Origin of the sequence: Escherichia sp. E2586 (assembly GCF_005781105.1) — a bacterium.
In the GTDB taxonomy this organism is placed as follows: Bacteria; Pseudomonadota; Gammaproteobacteria; order Enterobacterales; family Enterobacteriaceae; genus Escherichia.
In genome coordinates this window covers 180164-203134 of sequence record NZ_VATN01000022.1, presented here as the reverse complement: position 1 = coordinate 203134, position 22971 = coordinate 180164, and the positions used below count along the sequence as shown (strand labels likewise).

At 48.2% G+C, this 22971-nt stretch carries 21 protein-coding genes and 1 tRNA gene; 8 read left to right on the top strand and 14 right to left on the bottom strand.

Features of this window, described 5'->3' with window-relative positions:
- Complete coding sequence (gene groL, locus FEK50_RS20310; protein WP_000729132.1) at window positions 1-1647, bottom strand: chaperonin GroEL; 1647 nt, start codon at window positions 1645-1647, stop codon at window positions 1-3.
- Window positions 1648-1690: 43 nt separating this feature from the next.
- On the bottom strand, window positions 1691-1984 hold the full coding sequence (locus tag FEK50_RS20305) for a co-chaperone GroES (protein WP_001026276.1): 294 nt from the start codon (window positions 1982-1984) through the stop codon (window positions 1691-1693).
- A 275-nt stretch (window positions 1985-2259) separates the two neighbouring features.
- Here FEK50_RS20305 and yjeH point away from each other — a divergent pair, with 275 nt between their 5' ends.
- The gene (yjeH, locus tag FEK50_RS20300) at window positions 2260-3516 is read left to right on the top strand and encodes an L-methionine/branched-chain amino acid transporter (protein ID WP_131161347.1); all 1257 of its coding nucleotides are present in this window, start codon (window positions 2260-2262) and stop codon (window positions 3514-3516) included.
- A 15-nt stretch (window positions 3517-3531) separates the two neighbouring features.
- On the opposite strand, the gene FEK50_RS20295 is transcribed toward yjeH, so the two are convergent.
- A complete protein-coding gene (locus FEK50_RS20295) occupies window positions 3532-4008 on the bottom strand; it encodes an FxsA family protein (RefSeq protein ID WP_130258490.1) in 477 nt (158 codons plus the stop codon).
- A gap of 336 nt (window positions 4009-4344) precedes the next feature.
- On the opposite strand from FEK50_RS20295, the gene aspA reads away from it, so the two are divergent.
- From aspA to FEK50_RS20265, 6 genes are all read left to right on the top strand, one after another.
- Complete coding sequence (gene aspA, locus FEK50_RS20290) at window positions 4345-5781, top strand: aspartate ammonia-lyase (protein ID WP_130205949.1); 1437 nt, start codon at window positions 4345-4347, stop codon at window positions 5779-5781.
- Between the two features lie 117 nt (window positions 5782-5898).
- Window positions 5899-7200 carry an anaerobic C4-dicarboxylate transporter DcuA gene (gene dcuA, locus FEK50_RS20285; RefSeq protein WP_131161348.1) on the top strand — a complete coding sequence of 434 codons (1302 nt, stop codon included), beginning with the start codon at window positions 5899-5901 and terminating at the stop codon, window positions 7198-7200.
- Window positions 7201-7315: 115 nt separating this feature from the next.
- Window positions 7316-7654: a divalent cation tolerance protein CutA gene (gene cutA, locus FEK50_RS20280; protein WP_064525746.1), complete on the top strand. Its 339-nt coding sequence runs from the start codon at window positions 7316-7318 to the stop codon at window positions 7652-7654.
- Window positions 7630-9327 (top strand): protein-disulfide reductase DsbD, encoded by a 1698-nt coding sequence (dsbD, locus tag FEK50_RS20275; protein WP_131161349.1) that lies wholly within the window; start codon window positions 7630-7632, stop codon window positions 9325-9327. The genes cutA and dsbD overlap by 25 nt, the downstream gene beginning before the upstream one ends.
- Window positions 9328-9362: 35 nt before the next feature.
- On the top strand, window positions 9363-9938 hold the full coding sequence (locus tag FEK50_RS20270; protein WP_001188520.1) for a transcriptional regulator: 576 nt from the start codon (window positions 9363-9365) through the stop codon (window positions 9936-9938).
- Window positions 9939-10044: 106 nt separating this feature from the next.
- Window positions 10045-10120, top strand: a tRNA-Phe gene (locus FEK50_RS20265).
- A 205-nt stretch (window positions 10121-10325) separates the two neighbouring features.
- Here the strand turns inward: FEK50_RS20265 and FEK50_RS20260 are convergent.
- From FEK50_RS20260 to FEK50_RS20250, 3 genes are read right to left on the bottom strand one after another with little or no spacing between them, the layout of a single operon-like run.
- Window positions 10326-11384, bottom strand: coding sequence for a site-specific integrase (locus FEK50_RS20260; protein ID WP_135524466.1), 1059 nt, complete (start codon window positions 11382-11384; stop codon window positions 10326-10328).
- A 41-nt stretch (window positions 11385-11425) separates the two neighbouring features.
- Window positions 11426-13039, bottom strand: a complete 1614-nt coding sequence (locus tag FEK50_RS20255) for a TraI domain-containing protein (RefSeq protein WP_135524465.1) — start codon at window positions 13037-13039, stop codon at window positions 11426-11428.
- Window positions 13040-13041: 2 nt separating this feature from the next.
- The gene (locus FEK50_RS20250; RefSeq protein WP_138211676.1) at window positions 13042-14340 is read right to left on the bottom strand and encodes a UvrD-helicase domain-containing protein; all 1299 of its coding nucleotides are present in this window, start codon (window positions 14338-14340) and stop codon (window positions 13042-13044) included.
- A 605-nt stretch (window positions 14341-14945) separates the two neighbouring features.
- Between FEK50_RS20250 and FEK50_RS20245 the strand changes: the two genes are divergently transcribed.
- On the top strand, window positions 14946-15926 hold the full coding sequence (locus tag FEK50_RS20245) for a hypothetical protein (protein ID WP_097292583.1): 981 nt from the start codon (window positions 14946-14948) through the stop codon (window positions 15924-15926).
- 6 nt (window positions 15927-15932) lie between these two features.
- Here FEK50_RS20245 and FEK50_RS20240 read toward each other — a convergent pair whose 3' ends face one another.
- The 8 genes from FEK50_RS20240 to FEK50_RS20205 form a co-directional block, all read right to left on the bottom strand.
- Window positions 15933-16571 carry a ParB N-terminal domain-containing protein gene (locus tag FEK50_RS20240; protein WP_131161958.1) on the bottom strand — a complete coding sequence of 213 codons (639 nt, stop codon included), beginning with the start codon at window positions 16569-16571 and terminating at the stop codon, window positions 15933-15935.
- Window positions 16556-17782 carry a phosphoadenosine phosphosulfate reductase gene (locus FEK50_RS20235; RefSeq protein WP_131161957.1) on the bottom strand — a complete coding sequence of 409 codons (1227 nt, stop codon included), beginning with the start codon at window positions 17780-17782 and terminating at the stop codon, window positions 16556-16558. The genes FEK50_RS20240 and FEK50_RS20235 overlap by 16 nt, the downstream gene beginning before the upstream one ends.
- Window positions 17783-17998: 216 nt before the next feature.
- Window positions 17999-18652, bottom strand: a complete 654-nt coding sequence (locus FEK50_RS20230; protein ID WP_135524463.1) for a hypothetical protein — start codon at window positions 18650-18652, stop codon at window positions 17999-18001.
- 495 nt (window positions 18653-19147) lie between these two features.
- Window positions 19148-19420, bottom strand: a complete 273-nt coding sequence (locus FEK50_RS24590) for a hypothetical protein (RefSeq protein WP_240783265.1) — start codon at window positions 19418-19420, stop codon at window positions 19148-19150.
- Window positions 19421-19714: 294 nt separating this feature from the next.
- Window positions 19715-20353 (bottom strand): DsbA family protein, encoded by a 639-nt coding sequence (locus FEK50_RS20220; protein ID WP_135524461.1) that lies wholly within the window; start codon window positions 20351-20353, stop codon window positions 19715-19717.
- Between the two features lie 106 nt (window positions 20354-20459).
- The gene (locus FEK50_RS20215; RefSeq protein ID WP_135524460.1) at window positions 20460-21443 is read right to left on the bottom strand and encodes a hypothetical protein; all 984 of its coding nucleotides are present in this window, start codon (window positions 21441-21443) and stop codon (window positions 20460-20462) included.
- A gap of 165 nt (window positions 21444-21608) precedes the next feature.
- Window positions 21609-21824, bottom strand: a complete 216-nt coding sequence (locus FEK50_RS20210) for a FaeA/PapI family transcriptional regulator (RefSeq protein ID WP_040074505.1) — start codon at window positions 21822-21824, stop codon at window positions 21609-21611.
- A 96-nt stretch (window positions 21825-21920) separates the two neighbouring features.
- Window positions 21921-22946 carry a hypothetical protein gene (locus FEK50_RS20205; protein WP_135524459.1) on the bottom strand — a complete coding sequence of 342 codons (1026 nt, stop codon included), beginning with the start codon at window positions 22944-22946 and terminating at the stop codon, window positions 21921-21923.
- Between the last annotated feature and the right edge of the window lie 25 nt (window positions 22947-22971).

The following is a 22971-nucleotide window of genomic DNA, read 5'->3' as shown; positions in this document are numbered from 1 at the left end:
TTACATCATGCCGCCCATGCCACCCATGCCGCCCATACCGCCAGCAGCGCCTAAGTCAGCTGCATCGTTTTTCGGCAGGTCGGTAACCATGCACTCAGTGGTGATCATCAGGCCAGCCACAGAAGCTGCGTACTGCAGAGCAGAACGAGTTACTTTGGTTGGATCCAGGATACCCATGTCGATCATGTTGCCGTATTCTTCGGTTGCTGCGTTGTAGCCGTAGTTGCCGTCGCCAGCTTTAACGGTGTTAGCAACAACAGACGGTTCTTCACCGCAGTTCAGTACGATCTGACGCAGCGGAGCTTCCATTGCACGCAGTGCAACTTTGATACCCACGTTCTGCTCTTCGTTCTGACCACGCAGGTCAGCCAGTTTAGACGCTACGCGGATCAGCGCAACACCACCACCAGCAACCACGCCTTCTTCTACCGCAGCACGGGTCGCGTGCAGGGCGTCTTCAACGCGTGCTTTTTTCTCTTTCATTTCAACTTCGGTAGCAGCACCAACTTTGATAACTGCAACGCCGCCTGCCAGTTTCGCTACGCGCTCCTGCAGTTTTTCACGGTCGTAGTCAGAAGTTGCTTCTTCAATCTGCTGACGGATCTGAGCAACACGGCCCTGAATCGCAGCTTCTTCACCCACGCCATCGATGATGGTGGTGGTGTCTTTGTTGATCACAACACGTTTAGCCTGGCCCAGGTCTTCCAGGGTTGCTTTTTCCAGCTCCATACCAATCTCTTCAGAGATTACGGTACCGCCAGTCAGGGTTGCGATATCCTGCAGCATAGCTTTACGGCGATCGCCGAAGCCCGGAGCTTTAACCGCAGCGACTTTCACAATGCCACGCATGGTGTTAACAACCAGAGTTGCCAGCGCTTCGCCTTCAACATCTTCAGCGATGATCAGCAGCGGTTTGCCTGCTTTTGCAACGGCTTCCAGAACCGGCAGCATTTCGCGGATGTTGGAGATTTTCTTGTCAGCCAGCAGGATGAACGGGCTTTCCAGTTCTACTGCGCCAGTTTCCGGCTTGTTGATGAAGTAAGGAGACAGGTAGCCACGGTCGAACTGCATACCTTCAACCACGTCCAGTTCGTCCTGCAGACCAGTACCGTCTTCAACGGTGATAACGCCTTCTTTACCGACTTTGTCCATCGCTTCAGCGATCAGTTTACCTACGGTTTCGTCGGAGTTAGCGGAGATAGTACCAACCTGAGCAATCGCTTTAGAGTCGGAGCACGGTACGGACAGCGCTTTCAGTTCTTCAACTGCAGCAGTAACGGCTTTGTCGATACCACGTTTCAGGTCCATCGGGTTCATGCCCGCAGCAACAGCTTTCAGACCTTCAGTGATGATAGCCTGAGCCAGTACGGTTGCGGTGGTGGTACCGTCGCCTGCAGTGTCGTTCGCTTTAGAGGCAACTTCTTTCACCATCTGCGCACCCATGTTTTCGAACTTGTCTTCCAGTTCGATTTCACGAGCAACGGAAACACCATCTTTGGTGATGGTCGGTGCACCGAAAGATTTATCCAGAACTACGTTACGGCCTTTCGGACCGAGGGTAACTTTCACTGCATCTGCCAGTACGTTTACGCCGCGCAGCATTTTCACACGAGCGTCGTTACCGAATTTTACGTCTTTAGCTGCCATTATCTTTATTCCTTAAATTCGTATGTTCAGTGTCGTGCGCGGATTACGCTTCAACAATTGCCAGAATGTCGCTTTCGGACATGATCAACACTTCTTCATTGTCGATCTTCTCAGACTTCACACCGTAGCCATCATTGAAAATTACGATGTCGCCAACTTTCACGTCCAGCGGCTTCACTTCGCCATTTTCAAGGATACGGCCATTGCCAACAGCCAGCACTTCGCCACGGGTAGATTTAGCCGCTGCAGAGCCGGTCAGAACGATGCCGCCAGCAGATTTAGTTTCAACTTCTTTACGCTTGACGATCACGCGATCATGCAATGGACGAATATTCATTGATAACTCTCCTTTGAGAAAGTCCGTATCTGTTATGGGTGACGCCGGACCTTACGTGGTTTCCCGGCTGGTGACCAGTGAAATGGGGATGGGCTTCTCCCCCTTCAAGGGGGCAAATGAAAAAAAATTCTGATCAGTACAAAATCGGGTAAAAATCCTGATTCACATCACATTTCATCGCAATTTCTCCATCGCCGCCATACGCGAATCTGATTGTGCTACCATCGAAATCCTGCGCAGTTGCCCAAAATTTGGGCACAATTGGACATTAACCCATGAGTGGACTCAAACAAGAACTGGGATTAGCCCAGGGGATCGGCCTGTTATCAACCTCATTATTAGGCACGGGTGTGTTTGCCGTTCCCGCATTAGCCGCCCTGCTAGCGGGCAATACCAGCCTGTGGGCCTGGCCCGTTTTGATTATCTTGGTGTTCCCGATTGCAATCGTCTTTGCGCTGCTGGGACGCCACTATCCCAGCGCGGGCGGCGTCGCGCACTTCGTTGGTATGGCGTTTGGCTCGCGGCTTGAGCGAGTCACTGGCTGGCTATTTTTATCGGTCATTCCCGTGGGCCTGCCCGCTGCACTACAAATTGCCGCCGGCTTTGGCCAGGCAATGTTTGGCTGGCATAGTTGGCAACTGTTGTTGGCAGAACTTGGTACGCTGGCGCTGGTGTGGTACATCGGTACTCGCGGTGCCAGTTCCAGTGCTAATCTACAAACGGTTATTGCCGGGCTTATCGTCGCGCTGATTGTCGCTATCTGGTGGGCGGGCGATATCAAACCTGCGAATATCCCCTTCCCTGCGCCTGGTGATATCGAACTTTCCGGGTTGTTTGCTGCGTTATCGGTGATGTTCTGGTGCTTTGTCGGTCTGGAGGCATTTGCCCATCTCGCCTCGGAATTTAAAAATCCAGAGCGTGATTTTCCCCGCGCTCTGATGATTGGTCTGTTGCTGGCAGGATTAGTCTATTGGAGCTGTACGGTGGTGGTATTACGCTTCGACGCCTATGGTGAAAAAATGGCGGCGGCAGCATCGCTTCCAAAAATTGTGGTGCAGCTGTTCGGTGTAGGAGCATTGTGGATTGCCTGCGTGATCGGCTATCTGGCCTGCTTTGCCAGTCTCAACATTTATATACAGAGCTTCGCCCGATTAGTCTGGTCGCAGGCGCAACACAATCCTGACCACTACCTGGCACGCCTCTCTTCTCGCCATATCCCGACTAATGCCCTTAATGCCGTGCTCGGCTGTTGCGTGGTGAGCACGTTGGCGATCCATATGTTAGAGATCAATCTGGACGCACTTATCATCTATGCCAATGGCATCTTTATTATGATTTACCTGTTATGCATGCTGGCAGGCTGTAAATTATTGCAAGGACGTTATCGACTACTGGCGGTAATTGGCGGGCTGTTATGTGTTCTGTTACTGGCGATGGTCGGCTGGAAAAGTTTATATGCCCTGATCATGCTGGCGGGGTTATGGCTATTTCTGCCAAAACGAAAAACGCCGGAAAATGGCATAACCACATAATCCGGCGTTTCGTCATTAATCCTGGCGATCGTCTTTATGATCAAGGCGGTCGCGGTCATCATCCTTACGCTGATACTCACCATCAAAAGTATTACCGCCACCGGTTCCGGCACTAAAACCACCGCCCGGCATACGGGAAAAGCGCAAATGCGGCATCAGCTTCACCGTCAGGTGCTTTTGCACTGGCGGTAATAAAAGTAGAAGACCGAGGAAATCGGTGAAAAAGCCCGGTAATAAAAGCAGCAAACCGGCAATGATCAACGAAACACTTTTAATCATTTCCGCCGCTGGGTTTTCTCCCGCCGCCATTTTTTGTTGCATCAGCACAAAATTCTTAAAGCCCTGATTACGTACCAGTGACATACCAATAATTGAGGTGAATATAACCAGCACGAGGGTCAGCAATACCCCAAGGACATGAGCAACCTGAATAAAGATTGAAATCTCAATATAGACATAAAGGAAAACGGCAATAAAAGGTAACCAGCGCAAAGGTTTCTCCTGTAATAGCAACCAGTTAAATCAGGTCGCCTGAATGGGTTGCGAATCGCGTTCAGCTTATATTGTGGTCATTAGCAAAATTTCAAGATGTTTGCGCAACTATTTTTGGTAGTAATCCCAAAGCGGTGATCTATTTCACAAATTAATAATTAAGGGGTAAAAACCAACACTTAAAGTGATCCAGATTACGGTAGAAATCCTCAAGCAGCATATGATCCCGAGTATTCGACTGATGCAGGGGATAATCGTCGGTCGAAAAACATTCGAAACCACATATATTCTGTGTGTTTAAAGCAAATCATTGGCAGCTTGAAAAAGAAGGTTCACATGTCAAACAACATTCGTATCGAAGAAGATCTGTTGGGTACCAGGGAAGTTCCAGCTGATGCCTACTATGGTGTTCACACTCTGAGAGCGATTGAAAACTTCTATATCAGCAACAACAAAATCAGCGATATTCCTGAATTTGTTCGCGGTATGGTAATGGTTAAAAAAGCTGCAGCTATGGCAAACAAAGAGCTGCAAACCATTCCTAAAAGTGTAGCGAATGCAATCATTGCCGCATGTGATGAAGTCCTGAACAACGGAAAATGCATGGATCAGTTCCCGGTAGACGTCTACCAGGGCGGCGCAGGTACTTCCGTAAACATGAACACCAACGAAGTGCTGGCCAATATCGGTCTGGAACTGATGGGTCACCAGAAAGGTGAATATCAGTATCTGAACCCGAACGACCACGTTAACAAATGTCAGTCCACTAACGACGCCTACCCGACCGGTTTCCGCATCGCAGTTTACTCTTCTCTGATTAAACTGGTAGATGCTATTAACCAACTGCGTGAAGGCTTTGAACGTAAAGCTGTCGAATTCCAGGACATCCTGAAAATGGGTCGTACCCAGCTGCAGGACGCAGTACCGATGACCCTCGGTCAGGAATTCCGCGCTTTCAGCATCCTGCTGAAAGAAGAAGTGAAAAACATCGAACGTACCGCTGAACTGCTGCTGGAAGTTAACCTCGGCGCAACTGCAATCGGTACTGGCCTGAACACGCCGAAAGAGTACTCTCCGCTGGCAGTGAAAAAACTGGCTGAAGTCACTGGCTTCCCATGCGTACCTGCTGAAGACCTGATCGAAGCGACCTCTGACTGCGGCGCTTACGTTATGGTTCATGGCGCGCTGAAACGCATGGCTGTGAAGATGTCCAAAATCTGTAACGACCTGCGCTTGCTCTCTTCTGGCCCACGTGCCGGCCTGAACGAGATCAACCTGCCGGAACTGCAGGCGGGCTCTTCCATCATGCCAGCTAAAGTAAACCCAGTTGTTCCGGAAGTGGTTAACCAGGTTTGCTTCAAAGTCATCGGTAACGACATCACTGTTACCATGGCAGCAGAAGCGGGTCAGCTGCAGCTGAACGTTATGGAGCCGGTCATTGGCCAGGCCATGTTTGAATCCGTTCACATTCTGACCAACGCTTGCTACAACCTGCTGGAAAAATGCGTTAACGGCATCACTGCTAACAAAGAAGTGTGCGAAGGTTACGTTTACAACTCTATCGGTATCGTCACTTATCTGAACCCATTCATCGGCCACCACAACGGTGACATCGTGGGTAAAATCTGTGCCGAAACTGGCAAGAGCGTACGTGAAGTCGTTCTGGAGCGCGGTCTGTTGACTGAAGCAGAACTAGACGATATTTTCTCCGTACAGAACCTGATGCATCCGGCTTACAAAGCAAAACGCTATACTGATGAAAGCGAACAGTAATCGTACAGGGTAGTACAAATAAAAGAGGCACGTCAGACGACGTGCCTTTTTTCTTGTGAGTAGTAACTTAAAAACAACAACCTGATATCAACTTGTTAAAAAACAAGGAAGGCTAATATGCTAGTTGTAGAACTCATCATCGTTTTGCTGGCGATCTTCTTGGGCGCCAGATTAGGGGGAATTGGTATTGGTTTTGCAGGTGGATTGGGGGTGCTGGTTCTTGCCGCTATCGGCGTCAAGCCTGGTAACATCCCATTCGATGTCATTTCCATTATCATGGCGGTTATCGCTGCTATTTCTGCTATGCAGGTTGCTGGCGGTCTGGACTATCTGGTTCACCAGACAGAAAAGCTGCTGCGCCGTAACCCGAAATACATCACGATCCTTGCACCGATCGTAACCTATTTCCTGACCATCTTTGCTGGTACCGGCAACATCTCTCTGGCGACACTGCCAGTTATCGCTGAAGTTGCGAAGGAACAAGGCGTTAAACCTTGCCGTCCGCTGTCTACTGCAGTGGTATCCGCGCAGATTGCAATCACCGCATCGCCAATCTCTGCGGCGGTGGTTTACATGTCTTCCGTGATGGAAGGTCATGGCATCAGCTACCTGCATCTGCTCTCTGTGGTCATCCCGTCTACCCTGCTGGCAGTTCTGGTGATGTCCTTCCTGGTAACCATGCTTTTCAACTCCAAACTGTCTGACGATCCGATTTATCGCAAGCGTCTGGAAGAAGGTCTGGTTGAACTGCGCGGTGAGAAACAGATTGAAATCAAACAAGGCGCGAAAGCATCCGTCTGGCTGTTCCTGCTGGGCGTAGTTGGCGTGGTTATCTATGCGATTATCAACAGCCCGAGCATGGGCCTGGTTGAAAAACCGCTGATGAACACCACTAACGCGATCCTGATTATCATGTTGAGCGTTGCAACCCTGACCACTGTTCTTTGTAAAGTGGACACCGACAACATCCTCAACTCCAGCACCTTCAAAGCAGGTATGAGCGCCTGTATTTGTATCCTGGGTGTTGCATGGCTGGGCGATACTTTCGTTTCCAACAACATCGACTGGATCAAAGATACCGCTGGTGAAGTTATTCAGGGCCATCCGTGGCTACTGGCTGTTATCTTCTTCTTTGCTTCTGCTCTGCTGTACTCTCAGGCTGCAACTGCAAAAGCACTGATGCCGATGGCTCTGGCGCTGAACGTTTCTCCACTGACCGCTGTAGCCTCTTTCGCAGCCGTGTCTGGTCTGTTCATTCTGCCGACCTACCCGACGCTGGTTGCTGCGGTACAGATGGATGACACGGGTACCACTCGTATCGGTAAATTCGTCTTCAACCATCCGTTCTTTATCCCAGGTACTCTGGGTGTTGCTCTGGCCGTTTGCTTCGGCTTCGTGCTGGGTAGCTTCATGCTGTAATGACAAATCGCGGGGCGTTCACGCCCCGCTTTCTTTCCCGCCGACTAACATCCTTTCCCCGTCCGTTGTATAGTGACCTCTCTCTTGCGGTTCCATCTGTTCTTGCGAGGTGTTTATGCTTGATGAAAAAAGTTCGAATACCGCGTCCGTCGTGGTGTTGTGCACCGCGCCGGATGAAGCGACGGCCCAGGAATTAGCCGCCAAAGTGTTGGCGGAAAAACTGGCGGCCTGCGCAACCTTGATTCCTGGCGCTACCTCTCTCTATTACTGGGAAGGTAAACTGGAACAGGAATACGAAGTGCAGATGATTTTAAAAACCACCGTATCTCACCAGCAGGCACTGCTGGAATGCCTGAAGTCTCATCATCCGTATCAAACCCCGGAGCTTCTGGTTTTACCTGTTACACACGGAGACACAGATTACCTCTCATGGCTCAACGCATCTTTACGCTGATCCTGCTACTTTGCAGCACTTCCGTTTTTGCCGGATTATTCGACGCGCCGGGACGCTCACAATTTGTCCCCGCGGATCAAGCCTTTGCTTTTGATTTTCAGCAAAACCAACATGAGCTTAATCTGAGCTGGCAGATCAAAGACGGTTACTATCTTTACCGTAAACAGATCCGCATTACGCCGGAACAAGCGAAAATTGCCGACGTGCAGCTGCCCCAGGGCGTCTGGCATGAAGATGAGTTTTACGGCAAAAGCGAGATTTACCGCGAGCGGCTGACGCTTCCTGTGACCATCAACCAGGCAAGTGCGGGTGCGACATTGACTGTCACCTACCAGGGCTGTGCTGACGCCGGTTTTTGTTATCCGCCAGAAACCAAAACCGTTCCGTTAAGCGAAGTGGTTACTAACAACGCGACGCCACCGTCTGCATCAGTTCCGCAGCAAGAGCAGCCCACCGCGCAATTGCCCTTTTCCGCGCTCTGGGCGTTGTTGATCGGTATTGGTATCGCCTTTACGCCATGCGTGCTGCCAATGTACCCACTGATTTCTGGCATCGTGCTGGGCGGTAAACAGCGGCTCTCCACTGCCAGAGCATTGTTGCTGACCTTTATTTATGTGCAGGGGATGGCGCTGACTTACACGGCACTGGGTCTGGTGGTTGCCGCCGCAGGGTTACAGTTCCAGGCGGCGCTACAGCACCCATACGTGCTCATTGGCCTCGCTATCGTCTTTACCTTGCTGGCGATGTCAATGTTTGGCTTGTTTACTCTGCAACTCCCCTCTTCGCTGCAAACGCGCCTCACGCTAATGAGCAATCGCCAACAAGGTGGCTCGCCCGGCGGTGTGTTTGTTATGGGGGCGATTGCCGGACTGATCTGTTCACCATGCACCACCGCACCGCTTAGCGCGATTCTGCTGTATATCGCCCAAAGCGGGAACATGTGGCTGGGCGGCGGCACGCTTTATCTCTATGCGCTGGGCATGGGCCTGCCGCTGATGCTAATTACCATCTTTGGCAACCGTCTGCTACCGAAAAGCGGTCCGTGGATGGAACAGGTCAAAACCGCATTTGGTTTTGTGATCCTCGCACTGCCGGTCTTCCTGCTGGAGCGAGTAGTTGGTGATGTCTGGGGATTACGCTTGTGGTCGGCGCTTGGTGTCGCGTTCTTTGGCTGGGCCTTTATCACCAGCTTACAGGCCAAACGCGGCTGGATGCGTATTGTGCAAATTATCCTGCTGGCGGCAGCATTGGTTAGTGTGCGCCCACTCCAGGATTGGGCATTTGGCGCGACGCATACCGCGCAAACTCAGGCGCATCTCAACTTTACACAAATCAAAACGGTAGATGAGTTAAATCAGGCACTCGCTGAAGCCAAAGGCAAACCGGTGATGTTAGATCTCTATGCCGACTGGTGCGTCGCCTGTAAAGAGTTTGAGAAATACACCTTCAGCGACCCGCAGGTGCAAAAAGCGTTAGCAGACACGGTCTTACTTCAGGCCAACGTCACTGCCAACGACGCACAAGATGTGGCGCTGTTAAAGCATCTAAATGTCCTTGGCCTACCGACAATTCTCTTTTTTGACGGACAAGGCCAGGAGCATCCACAAGCGCGCGTCACGGGCTTTATGGATGCTGAAACCTTCAGCGCACATTTGCGCGATCGCCAACCGTGAACGACACTTCAGTGGGAAAGACGGAGGAAAATAGCGTGCAACGTGAAGATGTACTGGGAGAAGCCCTGAAATTATTAGAATTACAAGGGATTGCCAACACCACGCTGGAGATGGTTGCTGAACGTGTGGATTATCCACTGGACGAGCTGCGCCGCTTCTGGCCAGACAAAGAGGCGATCCTCTACGATGCCCTGCGCTATCTTAGCCAACAGATAGATGTCTGGCGTCGTCAGCTGATGCTGGACGAAACGCAAACCGCCGAACAAAAGCTGCTGGCACGTTATCAGGCGCTATCGGAGTGCGTTAAAAACAACCGCTATCCGGGCTGTCTGTTTATCGCTGCCTGTACGTTTTATCCCGATCCTGGCCACCCTATTCATCAATTGGCCGATCAGCAAAAAAGCGCGGCCTACGACTTTACCCACGAACTGTTAACCACGCTGGAAGTGGACGATCCGGCGATGGTAGCAAAGCAGATGGAACTGGTGCTGGAAGGTTGTTTAAGCCGAATGCTGGTGAATCGTAGCCAGGCGGATGTCGACACCGCACATCGGCTGGCGGAAGATATCCTGCGCTTCGCTCGCTGCCGCCAGGGTGGCGCACTGACCTGACAGAAACACAGAAAAGAAGCGATTTGCCGCAATCTTAAGCAGTTGAATCGCTTTTACTGAAATTAGGTTGACGAGATGTGCAGATTACGGTTTAATGCGCCCCGTTGCCCGGATAGCTCAGTCGGTAGAGCAGGGGATTGAAAATCCCCGTGTCCTTGGTTCGATTCCGAGTCCGGGCACCACCGCATCAAAGCACGTTGGTTAAGGGATGAGATCCTTAACGGGCGTTTAATACAGGATTCGGTCATTACGGAATCTCCATCAGCGTAGTTAGGTTACACTGGTTGAATTCAGAATCGCATCCTCAAACAGGGTGTCTGTTCCAGCAGGCACCCTGCTCTCGTTGCCGCATATTCTTACAACCAGAAAATTCCCTGTCAAGTTACGTTAATTTTCCGTTTCTTCTTCCTTGTTTTCTCCCTCTTTACAAACTTCACTGACCGTTCGTGTATCGGTATACAGACCCAGCGCAACCTCCAGTATTTCGGCTGTAGATGCAACACTGACATCCACATACTCCATAGTCGTTACAATACTCTGATGCCCCAGTAAAGATTTAACCAGATGCATGTTCCGCTCGGGTGATTCCATCAGAACCGTTGCCAATGTGTGCCTGAAACGGTGAGCAGAAACAAGAAAACCACACTCCCGTGACAGTCGTCTGAAAAATCCCTTGACTGCCTGATGGGCACGTGCGGGGCAATACTCATACTTATCAGGCTCAATGCAGTCTGTAAACCGGCAGACATCAAACAAAAAATCATCAGGACCTGCTCCCAGACACCGGGCCCGTGACAGGAGAAGTTCCAAGGGCGCTTTCAGTGGCGTCACTATCGGCACCCCCCACTCCCGGTGTGTTTTACTTCCCTCCAGTTGCAGTTCAATCACCCCTTCTCCGGGACGAACATCCTTCAGTCTGATATGCTGCAGTTGATTAAAACGCATTCCGGTATATCGCAACACATCCAGAACCGTCAGCCAGTATCTTGCCGGATACAGGGCATTACGTCGCCGATCGCAGGGCACCCTCTGCTGTGTTTCATACTCAGCAAACTTCTGAACAACCAGATAAATCTGAATCATCTGATCTTTGTTCAGCGTCTTCTTCTTTTTCGCCTCCTTTGCCACCGATGCCTCACATAACGGGTTTTCTGTATGAGGCAGCAGCCCTTTTTTGATCCCGAAACCAAAAATCGCCCGGAGATGCGCTACTTTGTTATTCCACGTGTATGTTGAAAGTAACTGCGTTTTCAGAACCTGACGTCGCCAGCGCTGAATATCAAACTGGGTCACATCCGCCGGAAATACCTCCTCTCCCATAAAATCAACAAATCCCCGGACAACCTTGCGGTAACTCCATTCCGTATCTGGACGTAGGTTTCTCGAGAAAAAATACTCATCAAGCAGTTCATCCCAAGTCAGTTTCCCGGCCTTCTTTGATCCCATAAAAGCTCCATAACAAATCATTCCTTCTCTACAGCATTCCGTCACGGAAATGCGATAAACGGACTATCTCCGGGGCTCTCATTCCCTCTGAACAGATTGTGGCTTTTTACCAGATAGCCACTGACAGGTTGATAACGCCCTGTTCGTTCTGCCGAATCATACAACCGGGCCTGAACAAAACGCTCTCCCGAGCGAACCCGGTGAAGCCCCACACGTTCAAATGCAGACTGAACAGACCTGCGCTCATGACTACTCTCAGTCTGTTTCAGATACAGGTAAAACACATCCGGCACACACAGAAATACATATCCGGCAATTAGATGAACCCTGGCACCAGGCTGGTTCACCGGAATATCTCCCGAATTCAGCCCATGTTTCAACCATTCGATAAATTCACCACCATTGCCTAGAGGCCTGACTCTTTCCGCATTGTTCCAGCCCCGCGAACGCTCAGGCGACTTTTTTATCTCCTGAACTGGCTCACTGACACATAAAACAGAATCCAAAATACCAGTGTCTTGCGCAGGTCCACTTTCCGCGACAGCCTGTTCACTGTTTGCACAATCTGTTTCATCAGAAACTGTATCTTTATTTTCAATAGATTCCACCACATCAGCCTCCGTGAGCTCAGTGTCATCACTGACGGCTGAAAACAGACTCAGCAGCATATCGGTCTCATCATGGACACTCTGCTCCTTCGGTGCTTTTTCCTCCGCTCCTGCTGCAGACTGCAACGTATCCAGTACTTCCGCTTCTGCCTCATCGATTCCTGAAACAGATGGCTGCAGAGCAAATCCTTCCACCTCCGTAGCAGCTGTCGGCGTTTCCGGCGCATTGTCTTCAGACTGCACAGTGGTTTCTGAGGGCAAAGGTGCCGTTATGGGTTCCGTTACTGGCGACGCAAGAATCGGACTCTCCACCTCTTCTGCCGCTGTTTTCAGGACTGAACGAATCAATGCCATCTCCGGATGCTGATGCCAGAGCGCTCCCGCCAGATTCTGTAATGCCCCTGGCACAGTGGCTAGCCATGCTATCGCCCCCTCCTGTAACAGTTGCCCGGCCATCAGCGCTGCCAGTTGCTGCGCCCCTGTGTCCTGCAGACGTTGCTGTCTGTAGCGAAAACGAAATGCCTCATCCGGTGATGACATCCCCGGCTGCCATAACTTTCCGCTGACCAGTTCACCCTCAATGTGTGCAAGAAGTGGCAGGTGATAAAACAGGGCTGACCAGAATACCACCGCATTCCATACACCGGACTGTGCAGCCTGCTCTTCCGGTGTGGCACCCGGTGGGAACATATACCCTCTGGCCAGACGAACGGCATATGTGGTGAACTGCAGCGTCAGGTCACCAAAACCGCCGGCATCTGCCCACCGGGAGTTTCTGGCTGCGGGAACATTCTGCGCCGCCATCAGGAGTTTTTGTACCGGAGTAAGACATAACTGCTGATACACGTCAGGTGGCATACTGCTGTTTTCCCACAACTGTTTCAGACAGTATTTCCTGCGCGGTGTGGACATCAGCTCCTCCGCAGTCCGGGGCATATAAAACCCTTCCGGCAGGTGTTCCGATTGACGTGCGTTTTCTGGGGCGGCTGTCTCAGTACCACTGATATTGCTGTTACCGAGAAGCAGTTTTTTCAGGCGATTAAGCATTTTCATCCTCCTGCCTGTATACGGAATCGTTTCACCACCGGCCACTCCAGTCCCTTACTGCGGTGGGTCATTGACACGGTAATATCCGCCTCCTTCTCACTAGTGACGGTGTGCTCCCGTATAAGCTTCAGTTTCAACGGTAACGGAAAACAGATATCCAGCAGGCGAATGGCCTGATTCAGCTCCACATCCCAGGTGGATTTGGCTATCCGGCAGTATGCATCAAAATCGCGGTAATCCCGCCGCAGAACATCAGACTGCATTTTTTCCGGCATCTCAACAGAAAACCAGTACAGGTCCTCCCGTGCCTCTGTCCGGTAGCCTTCAATACCTCCCATCCTGTACACATTCCTGCCACTCAGGCTGGCCATCAGTGCCGTGCATATAACACCTGCCACCGCCCGGCTCAGTACCGCCTGGTGCCCTTCCGATTTATCCGCGCCGATACAGCTCATCAATATTTCATCTTCCCCACCGCTGCTGGTCACCAGCCGTGTCTCACCAGCACGCTGCAAAAGCAGATTCGCCATCCGAGCCACTGAAGGGCCAAAACGGAAGCTCTGCGTCAGCCAAAGACGGTCTGCATCGTTCAGGGCAGGATGAGAAAGCGCATTATCGGCACCACGAAAACGGTAAATTTGCTGGTAACGATCGCCCACCAGAATCACCCTGCAGGACTGACAGAGCACCAGTGCAGACGTCACTGGATTGGCGCCCTGTGCCTCATCAAACAGAATGGTGTCCCAGCGTCGGGACAGGTCCGGGGATGACAACTGGAACAGCTTCAGGCAGGTATCATGCGTGACGGGAAATGTGCCATCAGGGCGACTCATCTCATGCCAGAGCACCTGTACTGCCTGCAGAATGGCTGAGACATCCGTGCCGGCCCGGGCATCCTCATCCGGCAGATGTTGCAGCCCCGATTCCTTGTCTGCACTGCACAGGAACTGATTCAGACTGCTGAGTGCCAGATGAACCAGCAGCCAGTGACGGGTGTTCAGCTTTCTGGCCACATCCGTAATACGCAGGCTGGCAACCAGACGATTCCGGTAATGTCTGCCGAAGCGCGACCAGGCCAGTTGGTGAGAGGTTTTGCACTCCACATTAAACGGAAATTTACGCTCAGCCTCATCGCGTACAGAACGGTTATAAACCAGATACAGCATCCTGCTGTCGGGGTTTGCCAGTGCATACTGAACCAGGGTACTGGCCTTTCCTGTACCGGCAAAGGCGTTCACAACCAGCGTCTGCCCCTGCCAGTGGATAATGGCAGACTGTTCATCAGTGGGTATCAGTGACATACAGGCCCCTGTGAAGAAAAATGGTGCGCCCACTCTGCATCACTACAGAACGTGCACACCACCATTAACTCATTACCGGTGTTGGGAAATTATTCTGTCCGGTGAGTGGCAATCAGCGGACTGATTAGCGACAGATGTATATTCTTCCCGGACGGTTCACTGACCACGTCCTTTAGCTGATGAAATGCCTGATAGGAAGTTCTGCCGTTGCTCAGTATTGCAGTGAGGCTGCTGTACAACCAGTTACTGGTCAGAGATACTCAACCCGAATATTTCTGGACTTTCCCCATTCACAGATAATTACTCTCAACCTGCCTCCAGTAGAATTCACTCCAAAAGCATTTCCGAAATTATGCCATTCAATTCACTCAGCCAATATTACTGAAAGTAATTCTCATGCGTTCACGGTATAAAACAAAATTATCACCCTGTATATACAATCTACAACCAGACAGAATCCTCAACCCACTAAGAGAAAAAACTAACACACATGAAAAGCTTATAAGCCCCTATCATAAATCATACACACACATCTGTTTTAAAACTACAAAATATCACTCTGAAAAGAAAAAATACTAAATTTCAGAAGAAATGAGGATAACTACATGAAAGCAGTTCAACTATATTTTTTTATGCTGTCCGGAATTATCCCGTTAAACGGCACCGCACAAATGAATAACTATATACATAGCTCAACTCTGACAGCATCTTTCTCCTCTGTCACTGAAGTTCCAGCGTTTCTGAAACAGGGAGATATCGTAAGAATCCTGACACAAACCCCTCCAGGTTCTGCCAGATACACCGGAACTGCAGTTCATACCAGTGGCGATGGGTGGTGTGTATCACCATCAGTGAGACCATACAAATATGAAGCCTATAAATGGCCTGAAACTATTGATATGGATAATTTAAGACTATCTCTCGTTGAGCCAGAAAATCTGGGTATTACAACAGGTACAGCACCCAGAATATGTTCTGATTATCAACCTGGCGGAGATGCGTCCGGATACAGAACAAACTGGGTTTTTGTAGGGAATGGCATGACTGCGACATATCGGGTGTCCCAAATATATAGCGCAGGAAGCTCCACCATTAATACCAATGTGAAAGTCATATCTGGTCGTTCAGAATATTCACCTGGAGAAATCATTAACAAAATAAAAAATCTTCAACACTATTTTCAACCTGTTAACATTACCCTGACCACAAATGTAAAGAACTGGTGTTCCGCATCTGTAGGTCCGGGGCGTGATATTTTATTAAATCATGGCGAACTCAGTGCCAGTAAAGTCAATAACCACCAGGTCAGTTCTCCAGTACAGTTATCCTGTACAGGTGAAGGAGCCTACTTCCAACTGAAATGGTTTGAAGGACAAACTGCAGGCACAAAAAAAATCATTGATATAAAGGCAGGGCTACAGTCGGAGTTAAGTATCGAAGGCATTCCGGAAGACGGAAAGGTATTTGTTCCCGTAAATACGCCAGTAAGACTGGATATAAGATCTATATTAAAAACCAACAACAATATTAATATTGATCCCGGTCCTTTTTCGGCCTCACAAATTCTGGTCATTGACATAACTTAAAACTGGTCAATCAACTATCCACGCGGGGCTGAAATTTTCTTCCAGAAACAGCTCCGTCAGTCCGCTAATCTGTTTCAGCCGCAGCACTTCATCCTGGTCCATCCCCAGCTCTGTACCAATGCGTTCATCCGACCAGCCCAAACGTGAAAGATCTCTGACAATATCAGACATTGAGTTTATCTGATGTTTTCCTCTGGCCCGGTTATGTCGTATGGTCGCGGCAATACGTTCAGCTTGTCCCTTCCTTTCCGGATTAATACAGACTACAGGCAACCAGCCCTTGAGGCGTTTACCTGTGCCCGCCTCCCTGCCCAGCACCTGGCGATGAAAACCATCCACTACCAGGTAACGGTTCTTTTCCTCAGACACCACCACCGGTTGTGTGAAGCCATCTTTCTCCAGTGACTGCTTCAGCAGTTTCTTCTCACCCGGTGCCATGACATTGGGATTATAATCGTTGGCCACCACTTCATCCGCTTTCACCCACAGCACACAGTCCACAGGCTCCTGTGCAAAAGGGCTGGCCTCATGAAGCACCCTACGCAGGTGATTCAGGGCCTGTATGGTCTCTTTTTCAGTTCGTACCTGACTGAAATACTGACGAATCATGTTGCCCAGTATCTCCGCTGTTACAGAATCCCCCATTCCTTCCTCCTTTCCTTCATACGCTGCAGGTACCGTTCATAGTGCCGGGGTTTGTTCGGACTGAAGGAGAGGGTCCGGCACCAAAAATCATTCTTTATGAGTGTCTTACAGATACGTCGCCACGACGGGATATCCCGGCATCCCAAGTCATTCTCCTGTTCATCCGGGATATCATCCGGGAAGCCCCTCGTCTGATACCAGCGCAGATAGACAGCAATTTTATTACGATAATGTTCTGCTGTTCTTTCCGGCATCACATCCAGCAGGAACATCGCGTAACTGCGCCAGGTATGATGAGCAGGTTTTGATATCCGTTTATGCAGGGCAAAATAGGCACCGCTTTCATTGGCATAAAGCGCTCCACTGGCAGCTCCTGACACCCGCTCACACATCCTGGCCCAGTTTTCTGGCTCCAGAACATGATAAAGCCATAGTCCCTTACGCTGTTCCGGGCCAAAAGGCTCACAGACACGCATGTTGCGTAACGACACGCCGGCACGGTACATCAGGTCATACAGGGGATTGTAGATGGCACGGGTTCTGGCGTTATATATCCAGATATCGCGGGCTTTCCAGTCATACAGCGGATACATGGTGTAGTAAAAACCTTCCGGCGACGCCGTAGTCCAGGGTTTATCATCGGCATATCTCAGTTTTCGCCGGGACACCAGTCCCATAAAGCGGTTGAGGGATTCATCCGCCCTGACACCGGTCAGTACTGCCACTCCACACCGGTTACCGGCAAACCAGGAAGAAAATGCCGGAACAAATTCTTCAAAAGTCATGGCATACCGGTAAAAGGGAAAATACGCCATATCTGTAATGGCGTATTCCGGTGGCTGGCGAACCCAGGTCACTCCTGGCTCCCAGCATATCCACTCAGGCTGAAACTGCGAGACACCATTTACCGTGGTCAGGGGAAGAGCCACCCAGTAAAAGGTGTCCGTCACATGCCGGTACATTTCCCGCATTTTCTGAATATGTTCAATGGTGCACTGATACTGGGCTTCCCAGTCAATGAACAGTACAGAGAAACGACGCTTCTTCCTGCAGGCTACATCGGCCACAAGATGGAAGAGTACGGTGGAATCCTTTCCTCCGGAAAAAGACAGGCAAACAGAAGAGAATGTATCAAACAGCCATTCAATACGGTGAATGGCTGCGGACAGAACATCTTCACCCGTTTTGATTTTAATTATGGTTCCCGACATATATTCTGGTGTGAAATATTCAGTCTACAATACGTTCAGTAATAATGGCGTAACCAGTAAGTACCCAACCACACAAGAGACTAGCCCCATCATCACGGCAAGATCTATAAATATCTGAAACACTAAGCCTTATTAACATCCTGAATGAAATCAATATGGCTAATTGTTATTACCCGTAACTTACGGAACTATCTCTTCATTACCCAAACCCGTAAATCAATGCAACCCTACTCTTCTTTTACATTCTACTTCTCTGTTATTATTATAACGCTCAATATATCGTTTCATTTGTAATGTCGCTTTCTTACCAGGAACCCGGAATGCCATGTATATTATCACCCATAATACAATTAAGTTTATCGCTGCAGGAAAAGCACCTCGACTAAATTCCGGATAAAACCCCTGATAATATACAGCAATAATAAACAACGTCGTTAACAGCCCAACAAGAACACCTACCGAATAATTAATGAAAAGAAATTTCTTATACTTCTGTCCATCAAAAACAATTCGTCCATTTTTTTCATATAACCATACACGCCAACCATACAGATAACGTGCGCGAAGATTATTTTCAATCGTCAGGATAACTGCCGCTTCTGCAATTCCCGGTTTTAACATTCCTGTCAACCACATATTATTAAGCTGATTCAACTCCAACTTAACTCTCGTTCGCCCCTCAGGAGACAAGAAATCATTCTCCAGAAGATTTCTGAGTCTGCTTTTTTTCCTGAATCTGGACAACAAAGAAGAAACGACCTCTATATTATCAGGAAGCATCAGCCTATATAAAAAAAACAACACACCTCCCAAAAACACAATTTCTATACCAAACTCTTTGTATAGTTTAAAAAAATCCGCAAATTGCATGATTTACCTCATCTGTAACCCCCCCCCCTTTTCGCCCCCCAACAAACCCGAGATATTTTCAGATTCTTTTCTTCAGACTCTGGAAAAGATATAACACGTCACCAAAAGAACTAGGGTGCATTATGTTATAAAATACTCATTGAAATATACTCAGTAATAGTGATGCAACCAGTCTGCACCAAACCATACAATAAACCAGAGCCCCATCATCGCAACAAAACTTATAAATGATAGCATTACCGAAATACCAGACTTCATTCCTGTTCCTCTGAAATAATACGACACACTTATATATAGCTCAGCGCATAAATAACCACAGACGCCCCGGAAACAAAACCCGCCAGAAACGCAAGCAGCAACCTTCCCCCGACAGGTCGCTCACGGCAGTCATATATCCCGAACTGTCCTCTTCTGCACCGACAACACATAATTACCTTCTCCGTCCGGCCCTCCACGTCGGGAAACGCGTCCTTCTTCAGATATGAATGAGCTCTGTTACCTGATAAAACCAGCCATGAATACTTTCAGCTTCAGCAGCGACGTAAACCCCAGACGCAGAACCATCTGCTCACGCCGGTAGTATGCCCTTCTTGCCGCCGGGTACACAGACTCCCCAGCGGGATAAATCTGCAGGGCCTGAACAGCCCTTTCCAGAAAAAACAACCTGACACATTCCTGATAAGGAGTCAGTATCTCCTCCGGCAGACGACGCTGTACTGCCTGCTGTAATGACCGGGACAAATGAATACAACTGCGTTCTCCTTTCACTGCCACTGTATTTCTGCCACATACAATACCAGCCCGATATACCTCATCAGGGCACAGAACAATCAACCTGATATCATAACGATGCATCACCCATTGTGTTATCTTCAGATACCGCCACCACCCCAGCAAAGGCGCACTGCTGAAACAGAGTATCAGCGTGTCTCTGGTCCGGAGTCGCTCTCCCGGTCTGAAAAGCTCCGCACTGATACCGCCCTCCCTTAACAGATGTATTACGCCGGTTGTTTCATAACTGCTGCATCCGGCAACCCATACGGCCTCCATGATTACAGCAACTTATTTATCTGTCCGGTCAGTCAGTGCGTTCACCGCAGCAATGTAGCTTTTACGGAAAGCCTCCACACTGTCTGCCTGAAATGCACTGTTCTCAATACGGTATCTGCCGTTGACATACACGGACGGGGTGCCGGTCACGCCATACTCTCTGAACAGACGTTTCTGCTTCTCTGTCATATCAGCCACTTCCTTACTGGCAAGCGTCCGCATATATTCTCCCGGATAAACACCCGCACGGATAAAAATCCCCGGAATATCCTCTGCTGATTTCAGTCTCCGCGTTTTCTGCACGGCATCAAATAACAGCGGCTCAACCTTATCTTCCACGCCCAGTACCATAGCTACTGACCACGCCCGGGTCAGCTCCTCTCCTAACTCTCCCAGAAAACCGGCATGATACTTGACCAGTTTTTTCCCCGGAGGAAGACTTTCGCGGATGGCTTTATCAATGCCGTAATCCTGAGAAAAGGCATAACAGGGAGGACAATAAAAAGAAAAAAACTCAACCACAGTTTCATTGTCCTGAACGGTGCTCACCACTGGTTTATCCAGCACCGAATATGTTGCATATTTCTGTGCATATGCTGTGCCGGACAATGTCAGGCATAAAAAAAGAGAAAGAAGTTTATTTTTATACATCTGTTGAACCTGTTTTATGAATAATAAAAACCACAGTATAAGGAGTATAAATAAACTACTTATACTGCACAGACACTAGTGAGACAAAGCCAAATGAGAAAACTTATCAATCGAAAAGCACTGTTAACACATCGTGCCCCTCAAATTCACCAGCAACAATTTCTGATGCATTTAAAGTTGAGGTAAGCTCTACCGTTTCTTTCCCTCCTCGCGGAATTGACACACTGTTTTTACTTAAGCGTAATATTGAATTATATCCATTGGAAAGTTTTATATCGTGTTCATTCTTCTGATTTGAAAGATATAATCTGGCACTACCACTTGTACCATTTGTACAACTAAAGTTAATATTTTTCGAAACTCTGTGCCCCTGAACTGCGTCTGGAGTTAATACCCCATGCTTTAACGTAATTCCCTCTGTACTATTAACATCCAGAGAACAAAAGTCCACTATCTGGTATGACACTGAAGCTGTACTCCCCAGATTATCAGTAATACTCGCACCATTAATCCATGGCTCTGCACTTTCCTGCCTGCGGGTAGGTGTAAATGCGGTATTGACAGTCAGAATATCATTACCCGTTCCCTTTAATTTTACAACCCGATACGTGACAGTAATGCTTCTTCCTGTTCCATACCATATATTGTTTGCTTTATCCAATAACCCTTCATAATACTGGCAACTCTGAGGTGTTTTTCCTGAGACATCATACACACCGACAGAGCCATCTATAAATTTAAAAATTTGCTTTACAGAAGAATCAACAGATACAAACTCCAGATCCATTAAATTAGCTGAAATATTATCAGGAAATTTTAGTACACCACCCAACTCCATATTATAATATGGCTCTGTGCAGGTCAGAGGTCCATAAGTTCGTTTTAACTCACCTCTGTATGATACCCCTGATGGAATATTATAAGTTACATGAACCAAATCTCCTTGTTTTACGACAGAGGGAAGATTCACGCTGACAACATTTGGCTGCACAACACTACTTATTTTAACCCATGACTGCCATCCATATGCAAAGCACTTATTGATAAAAAGAAGTCCTAAAAGGCCGCAATAAAATATTTTTGAAATCAAAGAATAGTTCTCCTTTCGCTTCATGGCTATGAACATCTATCGTCATCATATATACAGCACTATTTTATAATCACTGTTTGTTTCAGATAGGTTAGGCACAAAAAGATACCAATCTGCTTTTAGGTATTTCACAACCTTCATGATTCAGTTACCAGATTCAGATAATCAATTCACCAGATGCCAGTATATAGCACTTCCCTTACCACTGCGGTCGGGTTCCACGATATGTTGCCGATTCAGCTCTCGGAGATAATAAAGCGCCAGATAAACAGACATTTCGCAACCATCCGCAATTTCACGCGTTTTCAGTGGTGATACGGACGCATTTTGCTCTTCCATAAAACGGATGATTTTTTCATAACAGTCAGGTTGTGAACGCATATTTACACCAGTTATGGAAACCCAGCCCATATACTCACTTCGCCCCAATTAACTCAGAACTAATGACAAAACAGAAACAAAGGGAACAATAAATTTTTAATTTACCAGCACCTGCAACACACCACTTCCTTCAAAATCTCCAGCCACCGGCTTGGTAATATCATTCAGTCTGTAAGTGGATTTAATGGATAGCGTCTTGCTGTTATCAATTGTCATGGTTTCATCATATTTACCATTATCAAATGTCAGCTCACACACCCCACCGGTTCCACACTGTGTATAGTTATCTGTTTTGCCAGATACTTTTTGCGTACCAAGAAGTTTCACTGACAACGACGTTCCTGGCGTACAAGTCACATTGAGGTTGTAAGGCTTTGTCTGATTACCATCAGCATTTCGTCCAGCCATTATGCCATGGGAAAGATTTATTGAGGACACATCAAATTGACACGCAGACTTTACATCGAGAGATACGGGTATAAATAAAGGAGCAGTATTTATCAATATCCCTGGTATTTTATAAGGTAGTTCAGATGAATCTGTCATGCCAGTTGTTGTTTTGAATTCTTCAAATCCATAGTAAAATGGAATAGATAAATCATAATGTCCCGGAACAGCCGTTCTTCTGTCAATTTCTAAAGAGAAAACCAAATCTTGCCAATTCGTTTCAACAGCATTATGAATAAACCCTTCAGGCCAGCAATCACCTAAAACCCATTTCCTTCTCTGCGGCTGATTTATAAATGCATCATATCCAGAAGGAGCGGAAACATTTATTGTAGGAGGTATCCACGGATGATTAATATCCTTAAGTGAAAACTTCAGCTTTCCATACTCATATTCTTTTGGCAACAACACCCACTGCGTCTTATTCCCTTGAACCTCTGTATATTTATCTGAACCATCATCTTTACATCTTCCATACATTATTCGAGCGTTAAAAAAGCCAGATAACCCCTTCACTCTAACTGTCGCCACATTCTTAGAGTCAACAACTTCTGAATGAACGACCTCAACAGATGGTAATGTGTTTAATACCCAAAAGTAATTTCTGAAAGCCTCAGCTTTAGCCTCACCCCAACTAAAGATTAAAACAAAAAGATATAACTTATATTTTAACATAATTGTTACCCAATGTATAATTTAA